The following is a 13754-nucleotide window of genomic DNA, read 5'->3' on the forward strand; positions in this document are numbered from 1 at the left end:
TGTCCGGGGCGGTCAGAACCCGGCGGGCTCGGTGTAGACCCCCCACTCCTCGCGCAGGACGCCGCAGATCTCGCCGAGAGTGGCCTCGGCGCGCACCGCGTCCAGCATCGGCTCGATCATGTTGGCGCCGGAGCGGGCGGCGGCGAGCATGCCGTCCAGGGCGGTGCGGACGGCGGCGTCGTCGCGGGCGGCGCGGCGCTCGGCGAGGGCGCGCACCTGCTCGCGCTCCACCTCGTGGCTGACCCGGAGGATCTCCAGGTCGCCGGTGACGGAGCCGGTGTGGACGTTGACGCCGACGACGCGCTTGTCGCCCTTCTCCAGGGACTGCTGGTAGCGGAAGGCGGACTCGGCGATCTCGCCGGTGAACCAGCCGTCCTCGATGCCGCGCAGGATGCCGGAGGTGACGGGCCCGATGGGGTGCCGCCCGTCGGGGTGGGCCCGCAGGCCCCGCTCCTTGATCTTCTCGAAGATCGCCTCGGCGTCGGCCTCGATGCGGTCGGTGAGCTGCTCGATGTACCAGGAACCGCCCAACGGGTCGGCGACGTTGGCGACGCCGGTCTCCTCCATCAGCACCTGCTGGGTCCTGAGCGCGATCTCGGCGGCCTGCTCGCTGGGCAGGGCGAGGGTCTCGTCGAGGGCGTTGGTGTGCAGGGAGTTGGTCCCGCCGAGGACGGCGGCGAGTGCCTCGACGGCGGTGCGGACGACGTTGTTGTACGGCTGCTGCGCGGTGAGCGACACCCCGGCGGTCTGGGTGTGGAAGCGCAGCCACTGCGCCTTGTCGCTCCGCGCCCCGTACACGTCCCGCATCCACCGCGCCCAGATCCGCCGCGCGGCCCGGAACTTGGCGATCTCCTCGAAGAAGTCGACATGCGCGTCGAAGAAGAAGGAGAGCCCCGAGGCGAAGGCGTCCACGTCGAGGCCGCGGCTGAGGCCCAGCTCCACGTACCCGAAGCCGTCGGCCAGGGTGTACGCCAGCTCCTGCGCGGCCGTGGCCCCGGCCTCGCGGATGTGGTAGCCGGAGACGGAGAGCGGCTTGTAGGCGGGGATGCCGGCGGCGCAGTACTCCATGAGGTCGCCGATGAGGCGGAGGTGCGGCTCGGGCTGGAAGAGCCACTCCTTCTGCGCGATGTACTCCTTGAAGATGTCGGTCTGGAGCGTGCCGTTGAGCACGCCGGGGTCGACACCCTGCCGCTCGGCGGCCACCAGGTACATGCAGAACACCGGCACGGCGGGCCCGCTGATCGTCATCGAGGTGGTGACGTCCCCGAGCGGGATGCCCCCGAACAGCACCTCCATGTCGGCGGCGGAGTCGATGGCCACCCCGCAGTGCCCGACCTCGCCGAGCGACCGGGGATCGTCGGAGTCCCGCCCCATGAGCGTCGGCATGTCGAACGCGACCGACAGCCCGCCGCCCCCGTTCGCGAGGATCATCTTGTACCGCTCGTTGGTCTGCTCGGCGTTCCCGAACCCGGCGAACTGCCGGATGGTCCACGTCCGCCCCCGGTACCCGGTCGGATGCAGCCCGCGGGTGAACGGGTACTCCCCCGGCCACCCGATCCGCTCGAACCCCGCGTAGACGTCCCCGTCCCGCGGCCCGTACACGGGCTCCACGGCATCCCCGGACAGCGTCGTGAAATCGGCGTCGCGCTTCCGCGCCCCGTCGAACCGGGCCTGCCACCGTCGGCGGCCTTCCTCAATGGCGTCAGCGTCCATGGGCACCAATTTACTAGGACGTCCAAGTAAATGTCGATGGCGTACCGCCGTACGAGCGTTCGTACGGCGGTTTCGCTAGACCTTGGCGACGGCGGGCGAGCCGTCGGCGACGCGCGGCTCCAGTTCCCTGCTGATGCGGCGCTCCACGAAGAAGGCGGCCGTGGGCACCGTGCCGGCCAGCAGCACCCAGAGCTGTTTCTTGACCGGCCACTTCGCCTTGGCGCCCAGATCGAAGGCGAAGATCAGGTAGATGACGTAGAGCCAGCCGTGCGCGATGCTGACGACGCGGGTGAGGTCGTCGGCGCCGTCCATCTTCAGCAGGTACTTGGCGATCATGCTCAGGCACAGCAGGATCAGCAGCACGCCGGTGACGTACGCCATGACGCGGTAGCGGGTCAGCACGCTCTTCTTCATGCGTACGAGCGTAACCGCCCGATTCGCACGATCTTGCGGGGGGCCCGGTACCACCCTCAGTCCTCCGCGAAGTCCCCCGCCGACACCCGCAGGGGCCGCAGCATCGCGAAGATCTCGGCGCATTCCTCCGCGTCGTACGCGCCGAGGCCGAAGTCCATCGACATCAGGTCGCGGGTCGCGGACTCGACGACCTCGCGGCCGCGGTCGGTGATGGCGGCCAGGGTGCCGCGGCCGTCGTTGGGGTTGGGGCGCTTGGCGACCAGGCCGGAGCGGACCAGGCGGTCGACCGTGTTGGTGACCGAGGTGGGGTGCACCATCAGGCGTTCGCCGATCTTGGACATCGGCAGCTCGCCCGCCTTGGAGAAGGTGAGCAGGACCAGGGCCTCGTAGCGGGCGAAGGTCAGCCCGTAGGGCTTGACCACCGCGTCGACCTCGGCCAGCAGGATCTGCTGCGCCCGCATGATCGAGGTGATCGCGGCCATCGACGGCACCCCGCCCCAGCGCTGCTTCCAGAGATCGTCGGCGCGGGCGATGGGGTCGAAGGAGAGACTGAGGGGCTTCGGCACGGGAGAAGACCTTACCGGCCGGTCACATGCCGGTCAGCCCCGTCTCGGACTCTGGTCGCCGACGACCCCGTCGACCGCGGTTGGCCGGACGTATTACGCGTCATACAGCAGCACGCCGAGCGGGCCGGCCCGAGTGCGTCGCCTGCGCGTCCGGCTTCGACCCGACGGACCGGCGCCGCGTCGGCACCGCCCTGGGACCAGGAGGACATCGCCGCGTACCTGGCGGTGCTGAACGCCCAGGACGTGCACGTACACGCCGTGTGAGCGGGTCAGCCCTCGGCGAGGTGCCGCTCCACCGTCTCCACCTTCGAGGTGAGCCCGTCGGTGACGCCGGGGCGGATGTCCGCCTTGAGGACCAGCGAGACCCGCCCGGCCCGGGCCTCGACGGCGGCGGTGGCGCGCTTCACCACGTCCATCACCTCGTCCCACTCGCCCTCCACGGACGTGAACATCGCGTCCGTGCGGTTCGGCAGGCCGGACTCGCGGACCACCCGGACCGCGTCGGCGACGTACTCCCCGACGTCCTCGCCGACGCCCAGCGGTGTCACGGAGAAGGCGACGATCATGCGTTCACGACCCCCTCGCGGCGGGCCCGGGAGGCGATGACCGCGCTCTCGGCCTCCCCCTTGAGCTTGCGCTCGGCGAAGAAGCCGCCGGTGGGGAGGACGGAGAGGACGAAGTACAGGGCCGCCCGGCCGAGCGGCCACTTCGCGCGGTTCCACGCGTCCGCCCAGAAGAGCACGTAGAGGACGAACAGGAAGCCGTGGATGTATCCCATCGGCTTCACCGCGTCGAACTCCGTCGTCCGCTTGAGGACGGAACACGTGAGCAGCAGGAGGAAGGAGATCGCCTCCGGCGCCGAGACCAGGCGGAGGCGGCGGAGGGCGGATGCGGTCTTCAGGTCCACGGGTCACCTTCAAGGGGCGGGGTTTGATCACTTGTGAACCGGCGCACAAGCGACCACCCCATTGTGGCAAACCACCCGCCCGCCCCCGCGCCCGGGTGCGGCGGCCCTGTTCGCCGACACCCCCCGGGGGCTACCGTCACCTTCGTGGCGATGTTCCGACTCCAGGGCAGCAAGGTGCTCGCCGTCGACATGACCGGGGACGCCGTGAAGGCGAAGAACGGCTCCATGGTCGCGTACGACGGCGAGATGGCGTTCAAGAAGCTGAGCGGCGGTGGTGAGGGCATACGCGGCATGGTGACCCGGCGCCTGACCGGCGAGCAGATGACCGTGATGGAGGTGAAGGGGCGGGGGACCTGCTGGTTCGCGGACCGGGCCTCCGAGATCAACCTCGTGCGGCTCCAGGGGGACCGGCTGTACGTCGAGTCCAGCAACTTCCTCGCCGCCGACGCCGGCCTGCGCACCGGCACCGAGTTCACCGGCCTGCGCGGCGCCTCCCAGGGCAACGGCCTGTTCACGACGACCGTCGAGGGGCACGGGCAGGCGGCGATCATGTCCGACGGTCCCGCGGTGGTGCTGCGGGTGAGCGGGCAGTATCCGCTGACCGTCGACCCCGGCGCCTACGTCGCGCACCAGGGCAACCTGCGGCAGTCCTTCCAGTCCGGTGTGACCTTCCGCACCCTCCTCGGCGAGGGCGGCGGCGAGGCGTTCCAGATCCGCTTCGAGGGCGACGGGCTGGTCTACGTCCAGCCGAGCGAGCGGAACACGATCGCGGGGGATGTGTGAGATGGCCTTCCGTGAGATCAACTCCAAGATGGTGCAGGCGACCGTCGCCCCCGGGCAGCGCCTCTACAGCCAGCGCGGCGCCATGCTCGCCTACCAGGGCGAGGTGTCCTTCACCCCGAACGTGCGCGGCGGCCAGGGCGGCGTGATGTCGATGATCGGCCGCCGGGTGGCGAACGAGGACACCCCGCTGATGACCGTCGAGGGCAGCGGCACCGTCCTCTTCGGGCACGGCGGCCACCACGTCCAGGTGATCAACCTCTCCGGCGACACCCTGCACGTCGAGGCCGACCGCCTGCTCGCCTTCGAGGGCACCCTGGAGCAGGGCACCCTCTTCCTCGGCGCACAGGGCGGGGTGATGGGCATGGTGCGCGGGCAGGTCACCGGGCAGGGCCTGTTCACCACCACCCTCAAGGGCCACGGCGCGGTCGCGGTGATGGCGCACGGCGGCGTCTTCGAGATCCCGGTCACCCCGCAGCGCCCGGTGCACGTCGACCCGCAGGCGTACGTCGCCCACCACGGCGACCTGCGCAACAAGCTGTCCACGGCGCTGGGCTGGCGGGACATGGTGGGCCGCGGCTCCGGCGAGGCGTTCCAGCTGGAGCTGAGCGGCAACGGCGCGGTGTTCGTCCAGGCATCCGAGGAGAAGCTGTGAGCACGGTCCAGCACGACCCGGCGTCCCTGCCGGTGGACGACAACGTGAACGCGTACACCTTCTCGGTGGAGCTGACGGGGAGCCAGTGGTTCCTGCAGAAGGGGAAGATGATCGCCTACTACGGGACGATCGAGTTCAACGGGATCGGGCACGGCCGGCTGGACCGGCTGGTGCGCACGTCCTTCCATTCGCCACTGCACGCGAGCGACTGGGTGGTGGCCGAGGGCTCGGGCAAGATGCTCCTCGCCGACCGGGCCTTCGACGTGAATTCGTACGATCTGGAAGACGGCAACCTGACCATTCGCTCAGGCAACCTTCTCGCTTTTCAGCCAAGTCTCGCGCTGAAGCAGTCGATCGTGCCGGGCTTCCTGACGCTGATCGGAACCGGGAAGTTCGTGGCCGCGTCGAACGGTCCGGTGGTGTTCATGGAGCCCCCGATCCAGGTCGACCCGGAGGCCCTGGTCGGCTGGGCGGACTGCCCCTCGCCGTGCCACCACTACGACCACCAGTACATGACCGGTCTGCTGGGCGGCCTACGGGCCATGACGGGCCTGGGCGGGGCCAGCGGGGAGGAGCACCAGTTCGAGTTCGTGGGCGCCGGGACGGTGCTGCTGCAGTCCAGCGAGGCACTGATGGCGGAGCAGGCGACGGGCGCGGTCCCGCAGACCGGGGGCGTGCCGGGTGGGGGCACGACGGGCACCCCACCAGGTCGCTCGGGGCTACCGGGTCTTCCCGGACAGCTCGGCGACCTCCAGCGCCGCTTCGGGCTGTGAACGGTAATCTGCGGAGTGTGACCTCGAACGCGTGCGCACCCGCGGGCGCCACACCGACCCCTCACTAGTTCGCCTTTCAACCTTTTAGGTAGACTTCATACATGGAGACCGAGACGGCCACCCGCTGGCTGACCGATGCGGAGCAGTGCGCCTGGCGCACCCACCTGGAGGTCAACAGGCTGTTGACGTACCAGCTCGAGAAGGACCTCCAGCCGTTCGGCCTGACGATGAACGACTACGAGATCCTGGTGAACCTCTCCGAGTCCGAGGACGACCGGATGCGGATGAGCGACCTCGCCTCCGCGACCCTGCAGTCCAAGAGCCGCCTCTCGCACCAGATCACCCGCATGGAGAACGCGGACCTGGTCCGGCGGGAGAACTGCGAGTCCGACCGCCGCGGGCTCTACGCCGTGCTGACCGAGCACGGCAGGGAGACGATGCGCAAGGTCGCGCCGCACCACGTGGCGTCCGTGCGCCGGCACTTCATCGACCTGCTGGCCCCCGAGTCCCTGACCGACCTCGACAAGGCACTCAAGCCCATCGCGGAGCACCTGCGGGGGCAGCGCGGGCGCCCGTGAGCATCCCTTAGGGCGCTGACGGCAGGCGGAGTTCGAACAGGGCCCCGCCTGCCGGAGCGTCGGCCACCGTGAGGGTGCCGCCGTGCCGGGCGGCCACGTCGCGGGCGATGGCCAGGCCGAGGCCCGCGCCGCCGTCGTCCCGACTGCGGGCGGCGTCCAGGCGCACGAAGCGCTCGAAGATCCGCTCCCGGTCGGCCGCCGGCACCCCCTCCCCGTCGTCGGCGACGCCGACCACCGCTGTGCCGCCCTCCCGCCGCACCGTCACCTCCACCGCCGTACGGGCGTGCCGCTCGGCGTTGTCCAGCAGGTTGGCGAGCACCCGCCCGAGCTGCCCCCGCGACCCGGCGACCGGCACCGCCCCCTCGGCCCGCACCCGCACCCCGGCCCGCCCCGCGGCCTCCTCCCGGGCGAGGGCGGCCAGGTCCACGCGGGCGCCGGCGGGTCGCTCCCCCGCGTCCAGGCGGGCGAGCAGCAGCAGGTCGGCGGCGAGCCGCTGGAGCCGTACGGTGTCCGCCACCGCGCCGGGCAGGTCGAGCAGCTCGGGGTGGGCCGCAGCCACCTCCAGCTGGGTGCGCAGTGAGGCGATCGGGCTGCGCAGCTCGTGCGAGGCGTCGGCGACGAACCGGCGCTGGCGCTCGACGGAGGTCTCCAGCGCGGCCAGCGTCTCGTTGGTGGTGCGCGCCAGGCGGGCGACCTCGTCGTGGGCGCCGGGCACCGGGACGCGGCGGGCGAGGTCGGCCGAGGCGGTGATGGCCGCCATCTCGCGCCGGATGCCCTCCACCGGGCGCAGCGCGCGCCGGGTGACCAGCCAGGTGACGGCGGCGACCACGGCGAGCAGCAGCGGGAAGCCGACCAGCATCGCGGTCAGCGCGGTGTCCACGGCGCCGTGCTCGGCGGAGAGCGGGGCGCCCGCGTAGACGGTCAGCCGCCCCTTGTCGGGGGTCTCGACGGGGACGGCGGCGAAGCGGTAGTCCTCCGTGTCGCCGTCGATGGTGGCGGAGCCGTCGCCGACGGTGGTGCGGTCGCCGATGTCCCCCGGCTTCAGGTCGTCGGCGTCGCGGTCGTCGTCGCCGTCGTCGTCATCGGTGGCGCTCGGGGCCGGGCGCGGGCGTACGTCCGGGGTGCCGGCGCCGCTGATCCGCTCCAGGTCCTCGCTGGCGGCGACGAGCCGGCCGTCCTCGTCGACGACCTGGACGGGGCGGTCGTCCACGTCGAGGGAGAGGCCGTCGTAGGGCGTGCGGACGGCGAGTTCGGCGGCGACCTCGCGGGCGGAGCGCTCCGCCTGGGTGCCGGCCTCGCCCAGCAGGTTGGCGCGCAGCGAGAGCAGGACGGCCGCGCCGGCCGCGAGCAGGGCGACGGCGACCACGAGGACGGCGCCGAGGGTGGCGCGGGCGCGGACCGAGCCGAGGTGCCGGCTCACCGCTCGGCGTCCAGGCGGTAACCGGCGCCGCGTACGGTGCGGATGAGGCCGGGGCGCAGCTTGCGGCGCAGGGCGCTGACGTAGACCTCGACGATGTTGGGGTCGCCGTCGTAGGCGAAGTCCCAGACGTGCTCCAGGATGTCGGCCTTGGAGGCCACCTGGCCTGCCCGCACCACGAGGTGTTCCAGTACGGCGAACTCCTTGGCGGTGAGGACGACTTCCTCCTCGTCCCCGGCCTTGTCGAGGAACACCCGGCGGGCGGCGGTGTCGACCTTGAGGTCGCCGAGGACGTGCACGGGCGGGGCGTGGTGCGCGCGGCGGCGGAGCAGGGCCTTCACCCGGGCGACCAGGACGACGTAGGAGAACGGCTTGGTGAGGTAGTCGTCGGCGCCGGTGTCCAGGCCCTCCGCCTCGTCGTACTCGCCGTCCTTGGCGGTGAGCATCAGGATCGGCACGTCGTGGCCGGCGGCGCGGAGGGCGGCGCAGACGCGGTAGCCGTTGAGGCCGGGCAGCATGATGTCGAGGACGACGAGGTCGTAGGCGCCGTCGGTGGCCCGGTGCAGCCCCTCCCGGCCGTCGTGGACGACGTCCACGGCGTAGCCCTCGGCGGTCAGGCCCCGGGCGAGGGAGAGGGCCAGCCGCTTCTCGTCCTCCACTATCAGGATGCGCATGGGTAAAGGGTCGCAAAGGCTCGCTGAAGAGCCCTTCAGGTGGCTTCAGCGGGGGCTCAGCGTCGGTGCGGGACGGTGGGGGCATCGAACACCGAGCCCCTTTGGGAGGGACCCCTATGAAGCGCAACATCGTGATCGCCGCCGTCACGGCCGCCGCCCTTGCGGTGGGCGGCACGGCGACGGCCCTGGCGGCCTCGGGGGACGACGACGACGCCGCCGCCCCGTCGGCGAAGGTCACGGCCTCCGAGGCCATCGCCGCCGCGCTGAAGGACACGCCGGGTACGGCCGTCTCCGCCGAGCTGGACGACGACGAGGGCGGCGCCGCCTGGGAGGTGGACGTCCTCGCGCCCGACGACACGTGGCACAGCGTCCGTGTCGACCCGGTCGGGGGGAAGGTGCGCGGGTCGTATGCCGACGACGAGGACGACGCGGTCGAAATCCGAGCGGCGTTGAAGCACACCACGCTCACCGCCACGGAGGCGGTGGAGGCGGCCTCCGCCAAGGGCCGGGTGACGTCGGTCGACCTCGACGACGCGGCGTGGGAGGCGGAGACGCACACGAAGGGCGAACCCGAGCACGAGTGGCTGGTGGACACCAGGTCCGGCAAGCTCACGGCGGACGACGACTGAGCCGCGGGCCGTCTGCCGGGTGCGGGTCCACTGTGGCTGGTCGCGCAGTTCCCCGCGCCCCTGGGGCATGCAGTCCCGCCCGCTCCCCAGCCGCGGGCAGTCGTGCCGCTGGGGCGGCACGGGTGGGCGCTGGGGGTCCCCCCTGCTCGAAGAGCTTGGGGGAGGCAACCCGTCGCGCCGGGTTGCGCCAACGCCCCCCGTCGGCGCCCTCGTCAGCGGGACGGGGTCACGACCAAGGCGTCCGGTGCGGGCTCGGCGCTGTGAGGTGCCGCTCGCCGGGTCGGCATCAGCGCCGTCGTCACCGCTAGTGCACCCGCTGCCGTGAAGCACAGGGCGAGGGGGACGTGGGCCATCAGGAGGCCCGCCGCGGCGGCGCCGGTCGAACCCCCGGCGTTCACCGCCGTGTTGACCCAGGCGCCGGCTCGGATGCGATGGGACGCGGACACGCTCTCGTCGACGATCAGGTACGCCGTGGTCAGCAGCGGCGCCACGAAGAGGCCCACGCAGGCGACGGCCGAGACGAAGACGGCAGGGGCGAGACCGGTGGCGGCAACGGAGAGGCCCAGCCCCGCCGCGAGGTACCGCAACCGGACACGCGCAGGCCGCCGCCAGGCGACCGCGCCGCTCACCAGACCCCCCACCGCACTGCCCGCCGACATCGCCGCGAGCGTCCAGGCCACGGCGCCGTCCCCCAGCCCGTGCCGCTCGGCGAAGGCGACGACGAGCAGCTCGACCGCGCCCACCGCGAGCCCGGCGGCAGCGGCGACGGCGACCGGCCGGCGCAGCGCGCGGAACGCGGGACGCCCGCCCCGTACGGCCGCCTCGGCCCGAGAAGAGCCCGCCCGCACCGCCGGCGACGTGCCGAAGGCCACCGCGCCGACCGTCACCAGCAAGGCGCTGAGCACGACCCCCGCCTCCGGCGGCGCGAACCGGATCAGCACCCCCACCAGCAGCGGGCCGGAGACGAAGAGCAGTTCCTCGCAGACGCCGTCCAGGCTGTACGCGCGCTGGAGCAGGGCCCGGTCGGGCAGCAGCCCCGCCCAGACCGCGCGCATCGTCGGACCCAGCGGCGGCGTACACGCACCCGCGAGCGCGGCGGTCACGGCGAGGACGGGCACCGACACCTCTCCGGACCGGCACACCGCGGCCAGCGCGCAGAGCAGGGCGGCGTACAGCAGCGCCATGGGGATCAGTGCCCGGCGCGGGCCGTACCGGTCGAGCAGGGCGGCCCGGCCCGGCGACAGGAAGACGCTCGTCGCGCCGAACAGCGCCATGACCGTGCCCGCGACGGCGTAGGAGCCGGTGGAGCGGTTGACGGAGAGCAGGACGGACAACGAGACCGTGCCGTAGGACAGGCGGCCCACCAGGGCGGACGCGAAGGTCCGGCGGGCGTGCGGAACACGGAGGACCGCGGCGTACGAAGGCCGCGGCGAGGGTGTGGACATGGGAGTTCCTCGCGGAAGAGGCGGAATCAGGGGACGCCGGAACTCCGCGACGGCCGGTGCGGCGGTCGCGGGCGGGGCGGGCCCTACGCCAGGAGGAGGAACACGGGGGTGAGGCTAGCAGCGGGGCGCGCGGAGGCCCACCCCGTTGCGGCGGCCCGGACTCAGCCCCCCGTCAGCCCCTCGACCAGCTCGTCCGCCGCCCGGTACGGGTCCAGCTCTCCGGCGACGATCCGCTCCGCGAGCGCGCCGAGGCGCCGGTCCCCGCGCAGGTCGCCGATGCGCTCGCGCAGCGCGGTGACCGCGATGGCCTCCACCTCGCGGGCGGCCCGGGTGCGGCGGCGCTCCGCGAGGACACCGCGCTCCTCCATCCAGGCCCGGTGCTTCTCCAGGGCCTCGACCACCTCGTCGATCCCCTCGGCGCGCGCGGCGACCGTCTTGACGATGGGCGGGCGCCAGTCGCCGGGGCCGCGGGACTCGCCGAGGCCGAGCATGTGGTTCAGCTCGCGCGCGGTGGCGTCGGCGCCGTCCCGGTCGGCCTTGTTGACCACGTAGACGTCGCCGATCTCCAGGATCCCGGCCTTCGCCGCCTGGATGCCGTCGCCCATCCCGGGGGCGAGGAGGACCACGGAGGTGTCGGCCTGCGAGGCGATCTCCACCTCGGACTGGCCGACGCCGACCGTCTCCACGAGGATCACGTCGCAGCCGGCCGCGTCCAGCACCCGGATGGCCTGCGGCGCCGCCCAGGCGAGGCCGCCGAGGTGACCTCGGGTGGCCATGGAGCGGATGTAGACGCCGGGGTCGGAGGCGTGCTCCGACATCCGCACCCGGTCGCCGAGCAGCGCGCCGCCGGAGAAGGGGGAGGACGGGTCGACGGCGAGGACGCCGACCCGCCTGCCCTGCTTGCGGTAGGCCGTCACCAGCGCCGAGGTGGACGTCGACTTGCCGACGCCCGGCGAGCCGGTGAGCCCGACGACGTACGCCCCGCCGGTCAGCGGCGCCAGCGTCCGCATGACCTCCCTGAGCTGCCCGGACGCCCCCTCCACCAGGGAGATCAGCCGGGCCACGGCCCGCGGCCGGCCTTCCCTGGCCTGGGCGACCAGCGAGGAGACGTCCTGCATCACAGCTCCGTTCAGTGACCTACAGTGCCGGTGGGGTCCGAGGATCTCAGGTCAGCGCCGCGGGACCCGCACGATCAGCGCGTCGCCCTGCCCGCCGCCCCCGCACAGCGCCGCCGCGCCGGTGCCGCCGCCGCGCCGCTTCAGCTCCAGGGCGAGGTGCAGCACCAGGCGGGCCCCCGACATGCCGATCGGGTGGCCGAGGGCGATCGCGCCCCCGTTCACGTTCACCTTTTCGGTGGACACCCCGAGGTCCTTCATCGACTGCACGGCGACCGCGGCGAACGCCTCGTTGATCTCGATCAGGTCGAGGTCGGAGACCTCCAGGCCCTCCTTCGTCAGGGCGTGGCGGATGGCGTTGGACGGCTGCGACTGCAAAGAGTTGTCCGGTCCGGCGACGTTGCCGTGCGCGCCGATCTCCGCGATCCACTCCAGGCCCAGCTCCTCGGCCCTGGCCCGGCTCATGACGACCACGGCCGCCGCGCCGTCGGAGATCTGCGAGGAGGAGCCCGCGGTGATCGTGCCGTCCTTGGTGAAGGCGGGGCGCAACCTGCCGAGCGACTCGGCGGTGGTGTCGCCGCGGATGCCCTCGTCCTGGCTGAACACCACCGGCTCGCCCTTGCGCTGCGGGATCTCCACCGGGGCGATCTCGGCCTCGAAGACCCCGTTCTTCTGCGCGGCGGCGGCCCGCTGGTGGGAGAGCGCGGCCACCTCGTCCTGCGGGGCGCGCTCGATGCCGAGGCGGGTGTTGTGCTTCTCGGTGGACGCGCCCATCGCGATGTTCTCGAAGGAGTCGGTGAGCCCGTCGTGCGCCATGGCGTCGAGCATCTCGATCGCGCCGTACTTGTGGCCCTCGCGGGACTTGGGCAGCAGGTGCGGCGCGTTGGTCATCGACTCCTGGCCGCCGGCGACGACGATGTCGAATTCGCCGGCGCGAATCAGCTGGTCGGCGAGGGCGATGGCGTCGAGGCCGGAGAGGCACACCTTGTTGATGGTGAGCGCGGGGACGCTCATCGGGATACCGGCCTTGACGGCGGCCTGGCGGGCCGGGATCTGGCCGGCGCCGGCCTGGAGGACCTGGCCCATGATGACGTACTGGACCTGGTCGCCGCCGATGCCCGCGCGGTCCAGGGCCGCCTTGATCGCGAAGCCGCCGAGGTCGGCCCCGGAGAAGGACTTCAGCGAGCCGAGCAGCCGCCCCATCGGGGTGCGGGCACCCGCGACGATGACGGAGGTCGTGCCGTTCGAGGCGGAGGGCTTCTGTGCAGAAGTAGCCATGAGCTGCGATCCCCTTTTCCGGCCCGCACTGGCCGAGGAGTGAACGAGGGTGGTGAACGAGGGTTTACTCGAATGTACTGAGCGGTATGCCGCGCGTCACCTCGCGGTGGGTGTGATCGCCCGCACGTTGCGCCACCCCGCGGGGAGCGCTGCACTGGGTCCATGCTGACGCGCATCGACCACATCGGAATCGCCTGCCACGACCTCGACACCACCGTCGAGTTCTACCGTGCCACCTACGGCTTCGAGGTGTTCCACACCGAGGTCAACGAGGAACAGGGCGTACGCGAGGCCATGCTGAAGATCAACGAGACCTCGGACGGCGGTGCCTCCTACCTCCAGCTCCTGGAGCCCACCCGCGAGGACTCCGCGGTCGGCAAGTGGCTCGCGAAGAACGGCGAGGGCGTCCACCACATCGCCTTCGGCACGGCCGACGTCGACCAGGACGCCGCGGACATCCGGGAGAAGGGCGTCCGGGTCCTGTACGACGAGCCCCGGATCGGCTCGATGGGGTCCCGGATCACCTTCCTGCACCCCAAGGACTGCCACGGCGTGCTGACCGAACTGGTCACTTCGGCGGCCGTTGAGTCACCTGAGCACTGACCTTCGTACATAGGGGCCGGTAGGGTTGGGCGCGGTCGCCGCTCAGTCCGGGGTGACCCGGCCCCGTCGTCGCTGACGGCAGGGCCGCCGGGGTCCGGGTGTTTCGGGGGGCGAGCGACGGGGCAGCAGCCCATGCTCCGCCGTTGATCTGACACCATTCCCCGGGGGCGCCGTCCGGATCCACGGGCGGGGCCCGTTCGGAGATTT

16 protein-coding genes are annotated in these 13754 nt (G+C 72.2%); 6 read left to right on the forward strand and 10 right to left on the reverse strand.

The features are described 5' to 3' along the window. Positions 1 to 12 precede the first annotated feature (12 nt). The 5 genes from ACGFZL_RS22565 to ACGFZL_RS22585 all read right to left on the reverse strand — a co-directional run bounded on the left by ACGFZL_RS22565 (position 13) and on the right by ACGFZL_RS22585 (position 3600). The gene (locus ACGFZL_RS22565) at positions 13 to 1713 is read right to left on the reverse strand and encodes a methylmalonyl-CoA mutase (RefSeq protein WP_393694160.1); all 1701 of its coding nucleotides are present in this window, start codon (positions 1711 to 1713) and stop codon (positions 13 to 15) included. A 75-nt stretch (positions 1714 to 1788) separates the two neighbouring features. Continuing rightward, positions 1789 to 2127 carry a DUF3817 domain-containing protein gene (locus tag ACGFZL_RS22570; RefSeq protein ID WP_393694162.1) on the reverse strand — a complete coding sequence of 113 codons (339 nt, stop codon included), beginning with the start codon at positions 2125 to 2127 and terminating at the stop codon, positions 1789 to 1791. Between the two features lie 56 nt (positions 2128 to 2183). Continuing rightward, positions 2184 to 2693: a MarR family winged helix-turn-helix transcriptional regulator gene (locus ACGFZL_RS22575; protein WP_393694164.1), complete on the reverse strand. Its 510-nt coding sequence runs from the start codon at positions 2691 to 2693 to the stop codon at positions 2184 to 2186. 269 nt (positions 2694 to 2962) lie between these two features. Continuing rightward, complete coding sequence (locus ACGFZL_RS22580) at positions 2963 to 3259, reverse strand: MTH1187 family thiamine-binding protein (protein WP_355169902.1); 297 nt, start codon at positions 3257 to 3259, stop codon at positions 2963 to 2965. Beyond that, a complete protein-coding gene (locus ACGFZL_RS22585) occupies positions 3256 to 3600 on the reverse strand; it encodes a DUF3817 domain-containing protein (RefSeq protein ID WP_393694166.1) in 345 nt (114 codons plus the stop codon). The genes ACGFZL_RS22580 and ACGFZL_RS22585 overlap by 4 nt, the downstream gene beginning before the upstream one ends. Positions 3601 to 3750: 150 nt before the next feature. Here ACGFZL_RS22585 and ACGFZL_RS22590 point away from each other — a divergent pair, with 150 nt between their 5' ends. The 4 genes from ACGFZL_RS22590 to ACGFZL_RS22605 all read left to right on the forward strand — a co-directional run bounded on the left by ACGFZL_RS22590 (position 3751) and on the right by ACGFZL_RS22605 (position 6386). Beyond that, the gene (locus tag ACGFZL_RS22590) at positions 3751 to 4383 is read left to right on the forward strand and encodes an AIM24 family protein (RefSeq protein WP_355169994.1); all 633 of its coding nucleotides are present in this window, start codon (positions 3751 to 3753) and stop codon (positions 4381 to 4383) included. Between the two features lies 1 nt (position 4384). Continuing rightward, complete coding sequence (locus ACGFZL_RS22595; RefSeq protein WP_355169898.1) at positions 4385 to 5035, forward strand: AIM24 family protein; 651 nt, start codon at positions 4385 to 4387, stop codon at positions 5033 to 5035. Then, positions 5032 to 5808, forward strand: coding sequence for an AIM24 family protein (locus ACGFZL_RS22600; RefSeq protein ID WP_393694168.1), 777 nt, complete (start codon positions 5032 to 5034; stop codon positions 5806 to 5808). The genes ACGFZL_RS22595 and ACGFZL_RS22600 overlap by 4 nt, the downstream gene beginning before the upstream one ends. A gap of 101 nt (positions 5809 to 5909) precedes the next feature. Next, on the forward strand, positions 5910 to 6386 hold the full coding sequence (locus ACGFZL_RS22605; RefSeq protein WP_355169894.1) for a MarR family transcriptional regulator: 477 nt from the start codon (positions 5910 to 5912) through the stop codon (positions 6384 to 6386). Between the two features lie 7 nt (positions 6387 to 6393). Here the strand turns inward: ACGFZL_RS22605 and ACGFZL_RS22610 are convergent, their stop codons facing one another. Further along, on the reverse strand, positions 6394 to 7806 hold the full coding sequence (locus ACGFZL_RS22610; protein ID WP_393694170.1) for a sensor histidine kinase: 1413 nt from the start codon (positions 7804 to 7806) through the stop codon (positions 6394 to 6396). Next, a complete protein-coding gene (locus ACGFZL_RS22615) occupies positions 7803 to 8477 on the reverse strand; it encodes a response regulator transcription factor (RefSeq protein WP_393694172.1) in 675 nt (224 codons plus the stop codon). Before ACGFZL_RS22615 ends, ACGFZL_RS22610 begins: the two co-directional genes overlap by 4 nt. Before the next feature lie 116 nt (positions 8478 to 8593). Between ACGFZL_RS22615 and ACGFZL_RS22620 the strand changes: the two genes are divergently transcribed. After that, positions 8594 to 9106 (forward strand): PepSY domain-containing protein, encoded by a 513-nt coding sequence (locus ACGFZL_RS22620; RefSeq protein WP_393694174.1) that lies wholly within the window; start codon positions 8594 to 8596, stop codon positions 9104 to 9106. 212 nt (positions 9107 to 9318) lie between these two features. Here the strand turns inward: ACGFZL_RS22620 and ACGFZL_RS22625 are convergent, their stop codons facing one another. The 3 genes from ACGFZL_RS22625 to ACGFZL_RS22635 form a co-directional block, all read right to left on the reverse strand. After that, the gene (locus ACGFZL_RS22625; RefSeq protein ID WP_393694176.1) at positions 9319 to 10551 is read right to left on the reverse strand and encodes an MFS transporter; all 1233 of its coding nucleotides are present in this window, start codon (positions 10549 to 10551) and stop codon (positions 9319 to 9321) included. A 161-nt stretch (positions 10552 to 10712) separates the two neighbouring features. Beyond that, on the reverse strand, positions 10713 to 11669 hold the full coding sequence (gene meaB, locus ACGFZL_RS22630; RefSeq protein ID WP_393694178.1) for a methylmalonyl Co-A mutase-associated GTPase MeaB: 957 nt from the start codon (positions 11667 to 11669) through the stop codon (positions 10713 to 10715). 51 nt (positions 11670 to 11720) lie between these two features. Further along, positions 11721 to 12944, reverse strand: coding sequence for an acetyl-CoA C-acetyltransferase (locus tag ACGFZL_RS22635; protein ID WP_393694180.1), 1224 nt, complete (start codon positions 12942 to 12944; stop codon positions 11721 to 11723). A gap of 162 nt (positions 12945 to 13106) precedes the next feature. On the opposite strand from ACGFZL_RS22635, the gene mce reads away from it, so the two are divergent. Beyond that, positions 13107 to 13547, forward strand: coding sequence for a methylmalonyl-CoA epimerase (gene mce, locus ACGFZL_RS22640; protein ID WP_355169880.1), 441 nt, complete (start codon positions 13107 to 13109; stop codon positions 13545 to 13547). Positions 13548 to 13754: the final 207 nt, after the last annotated feature.

This window comes from Streptomyces sp. NPDC048182 (assembly GCF_043202555.1).
Lineage (GTDB): Bacteria > Actinomycetota > Actinomycetes > Streptomycetales > Streptomycetaceae > Streptomyces.

Excerpts from the sequence above, each read along its gene's own strand:
- ACGFZL_RS22565 (WP_393694160.1), bottom strand. The coding sequence starts at position 1,713 with ATGGACGCTGACGCCATTGAGGAAGGCCGCCGACGGTGGCAGGCCCGG.
- ACGFZL_RS22570 (WP_393694162.1), bottom strand. The coding sequence starts at position 2,127 with ATGAAGAAGAGCGTGCTGACCCGCTACCGCGTCATGGCGTACGTCACC.
- ACGFZL_RS22580 (WP_355169902.1), bottom strand. The coding sequence starts at position 3,259 with ATGATCGTCGCCTTCTCCGTGACACCGCTGGGCGTCGGCGAGGACGTC.
- ACGFZL_RS22590 (WP_355169994.1), top strand. The coding sequence starts at position 3,751 with ATGTTCCGACTCCAGGGCAGCAAGGTGCTCGCCGTCGACATGACCGGG.
- ACGFZL_RS22595 (WP_355169898.1), top strand. The coding sequence starts at position 4,385 with ATGGCCTTCCGTGAGATCAACTCCAAGATGGTGCAGGCGACCGTCGCC.
- ACGFZL_RS22605 (WP_355169894.1), top strand. The coding sequence starts at position 5,910 with ATGGAGACCGAGACGGCCACCCGCTGGCTGACCGATGCGGAGCAGTGC.
- ACGFZL_RS22615 (WP_393694172.1), bottom strand. The coding sequence starts at position 8,477 with ATGCGCATCCTGATAGTGGAGGACGAGAAGCGGCTGGCCCTCTCCCTC.
- ACGFZL_RS22620 (WP_393694174.1), top strand. The coding sequence starts at position 8,594 with ATGAAGCGCAACATCGTGATCGCCGCCGTCACGGCCGCCGCCCTTGCG.
- ACGFZL_RS22625 (WP_393694176.1), bottom strand. The coding sequence starts at position 10,551 with ATGTCCACACCCTCGCCGCGGCCTTCGTACGCCGCGGTCCTCCGTGTT.
- meaB (WP_393694178.1), bottom strand. The coding sequence starts at position 11,669 with ATGCAGGACGTCTCCTCGCTGGTCGCCCAGGCCAGGGAAGGCCGGCCG.
- ACGFZL_RS22635 (WP_393694180.1), bottom strand. The coding sequence starts at position 12,944 with ATGGCTACTTCTGCACAGAAGCCCTCCGCCTCGAACGGCACGACCTCC.
- mce (WP_355169880.1), top strand. The coding sequence starts at position 13,107 with ATGCTGACGCGCATCGACCACATCGGAATCGCCTGCCACGACCTCGAC.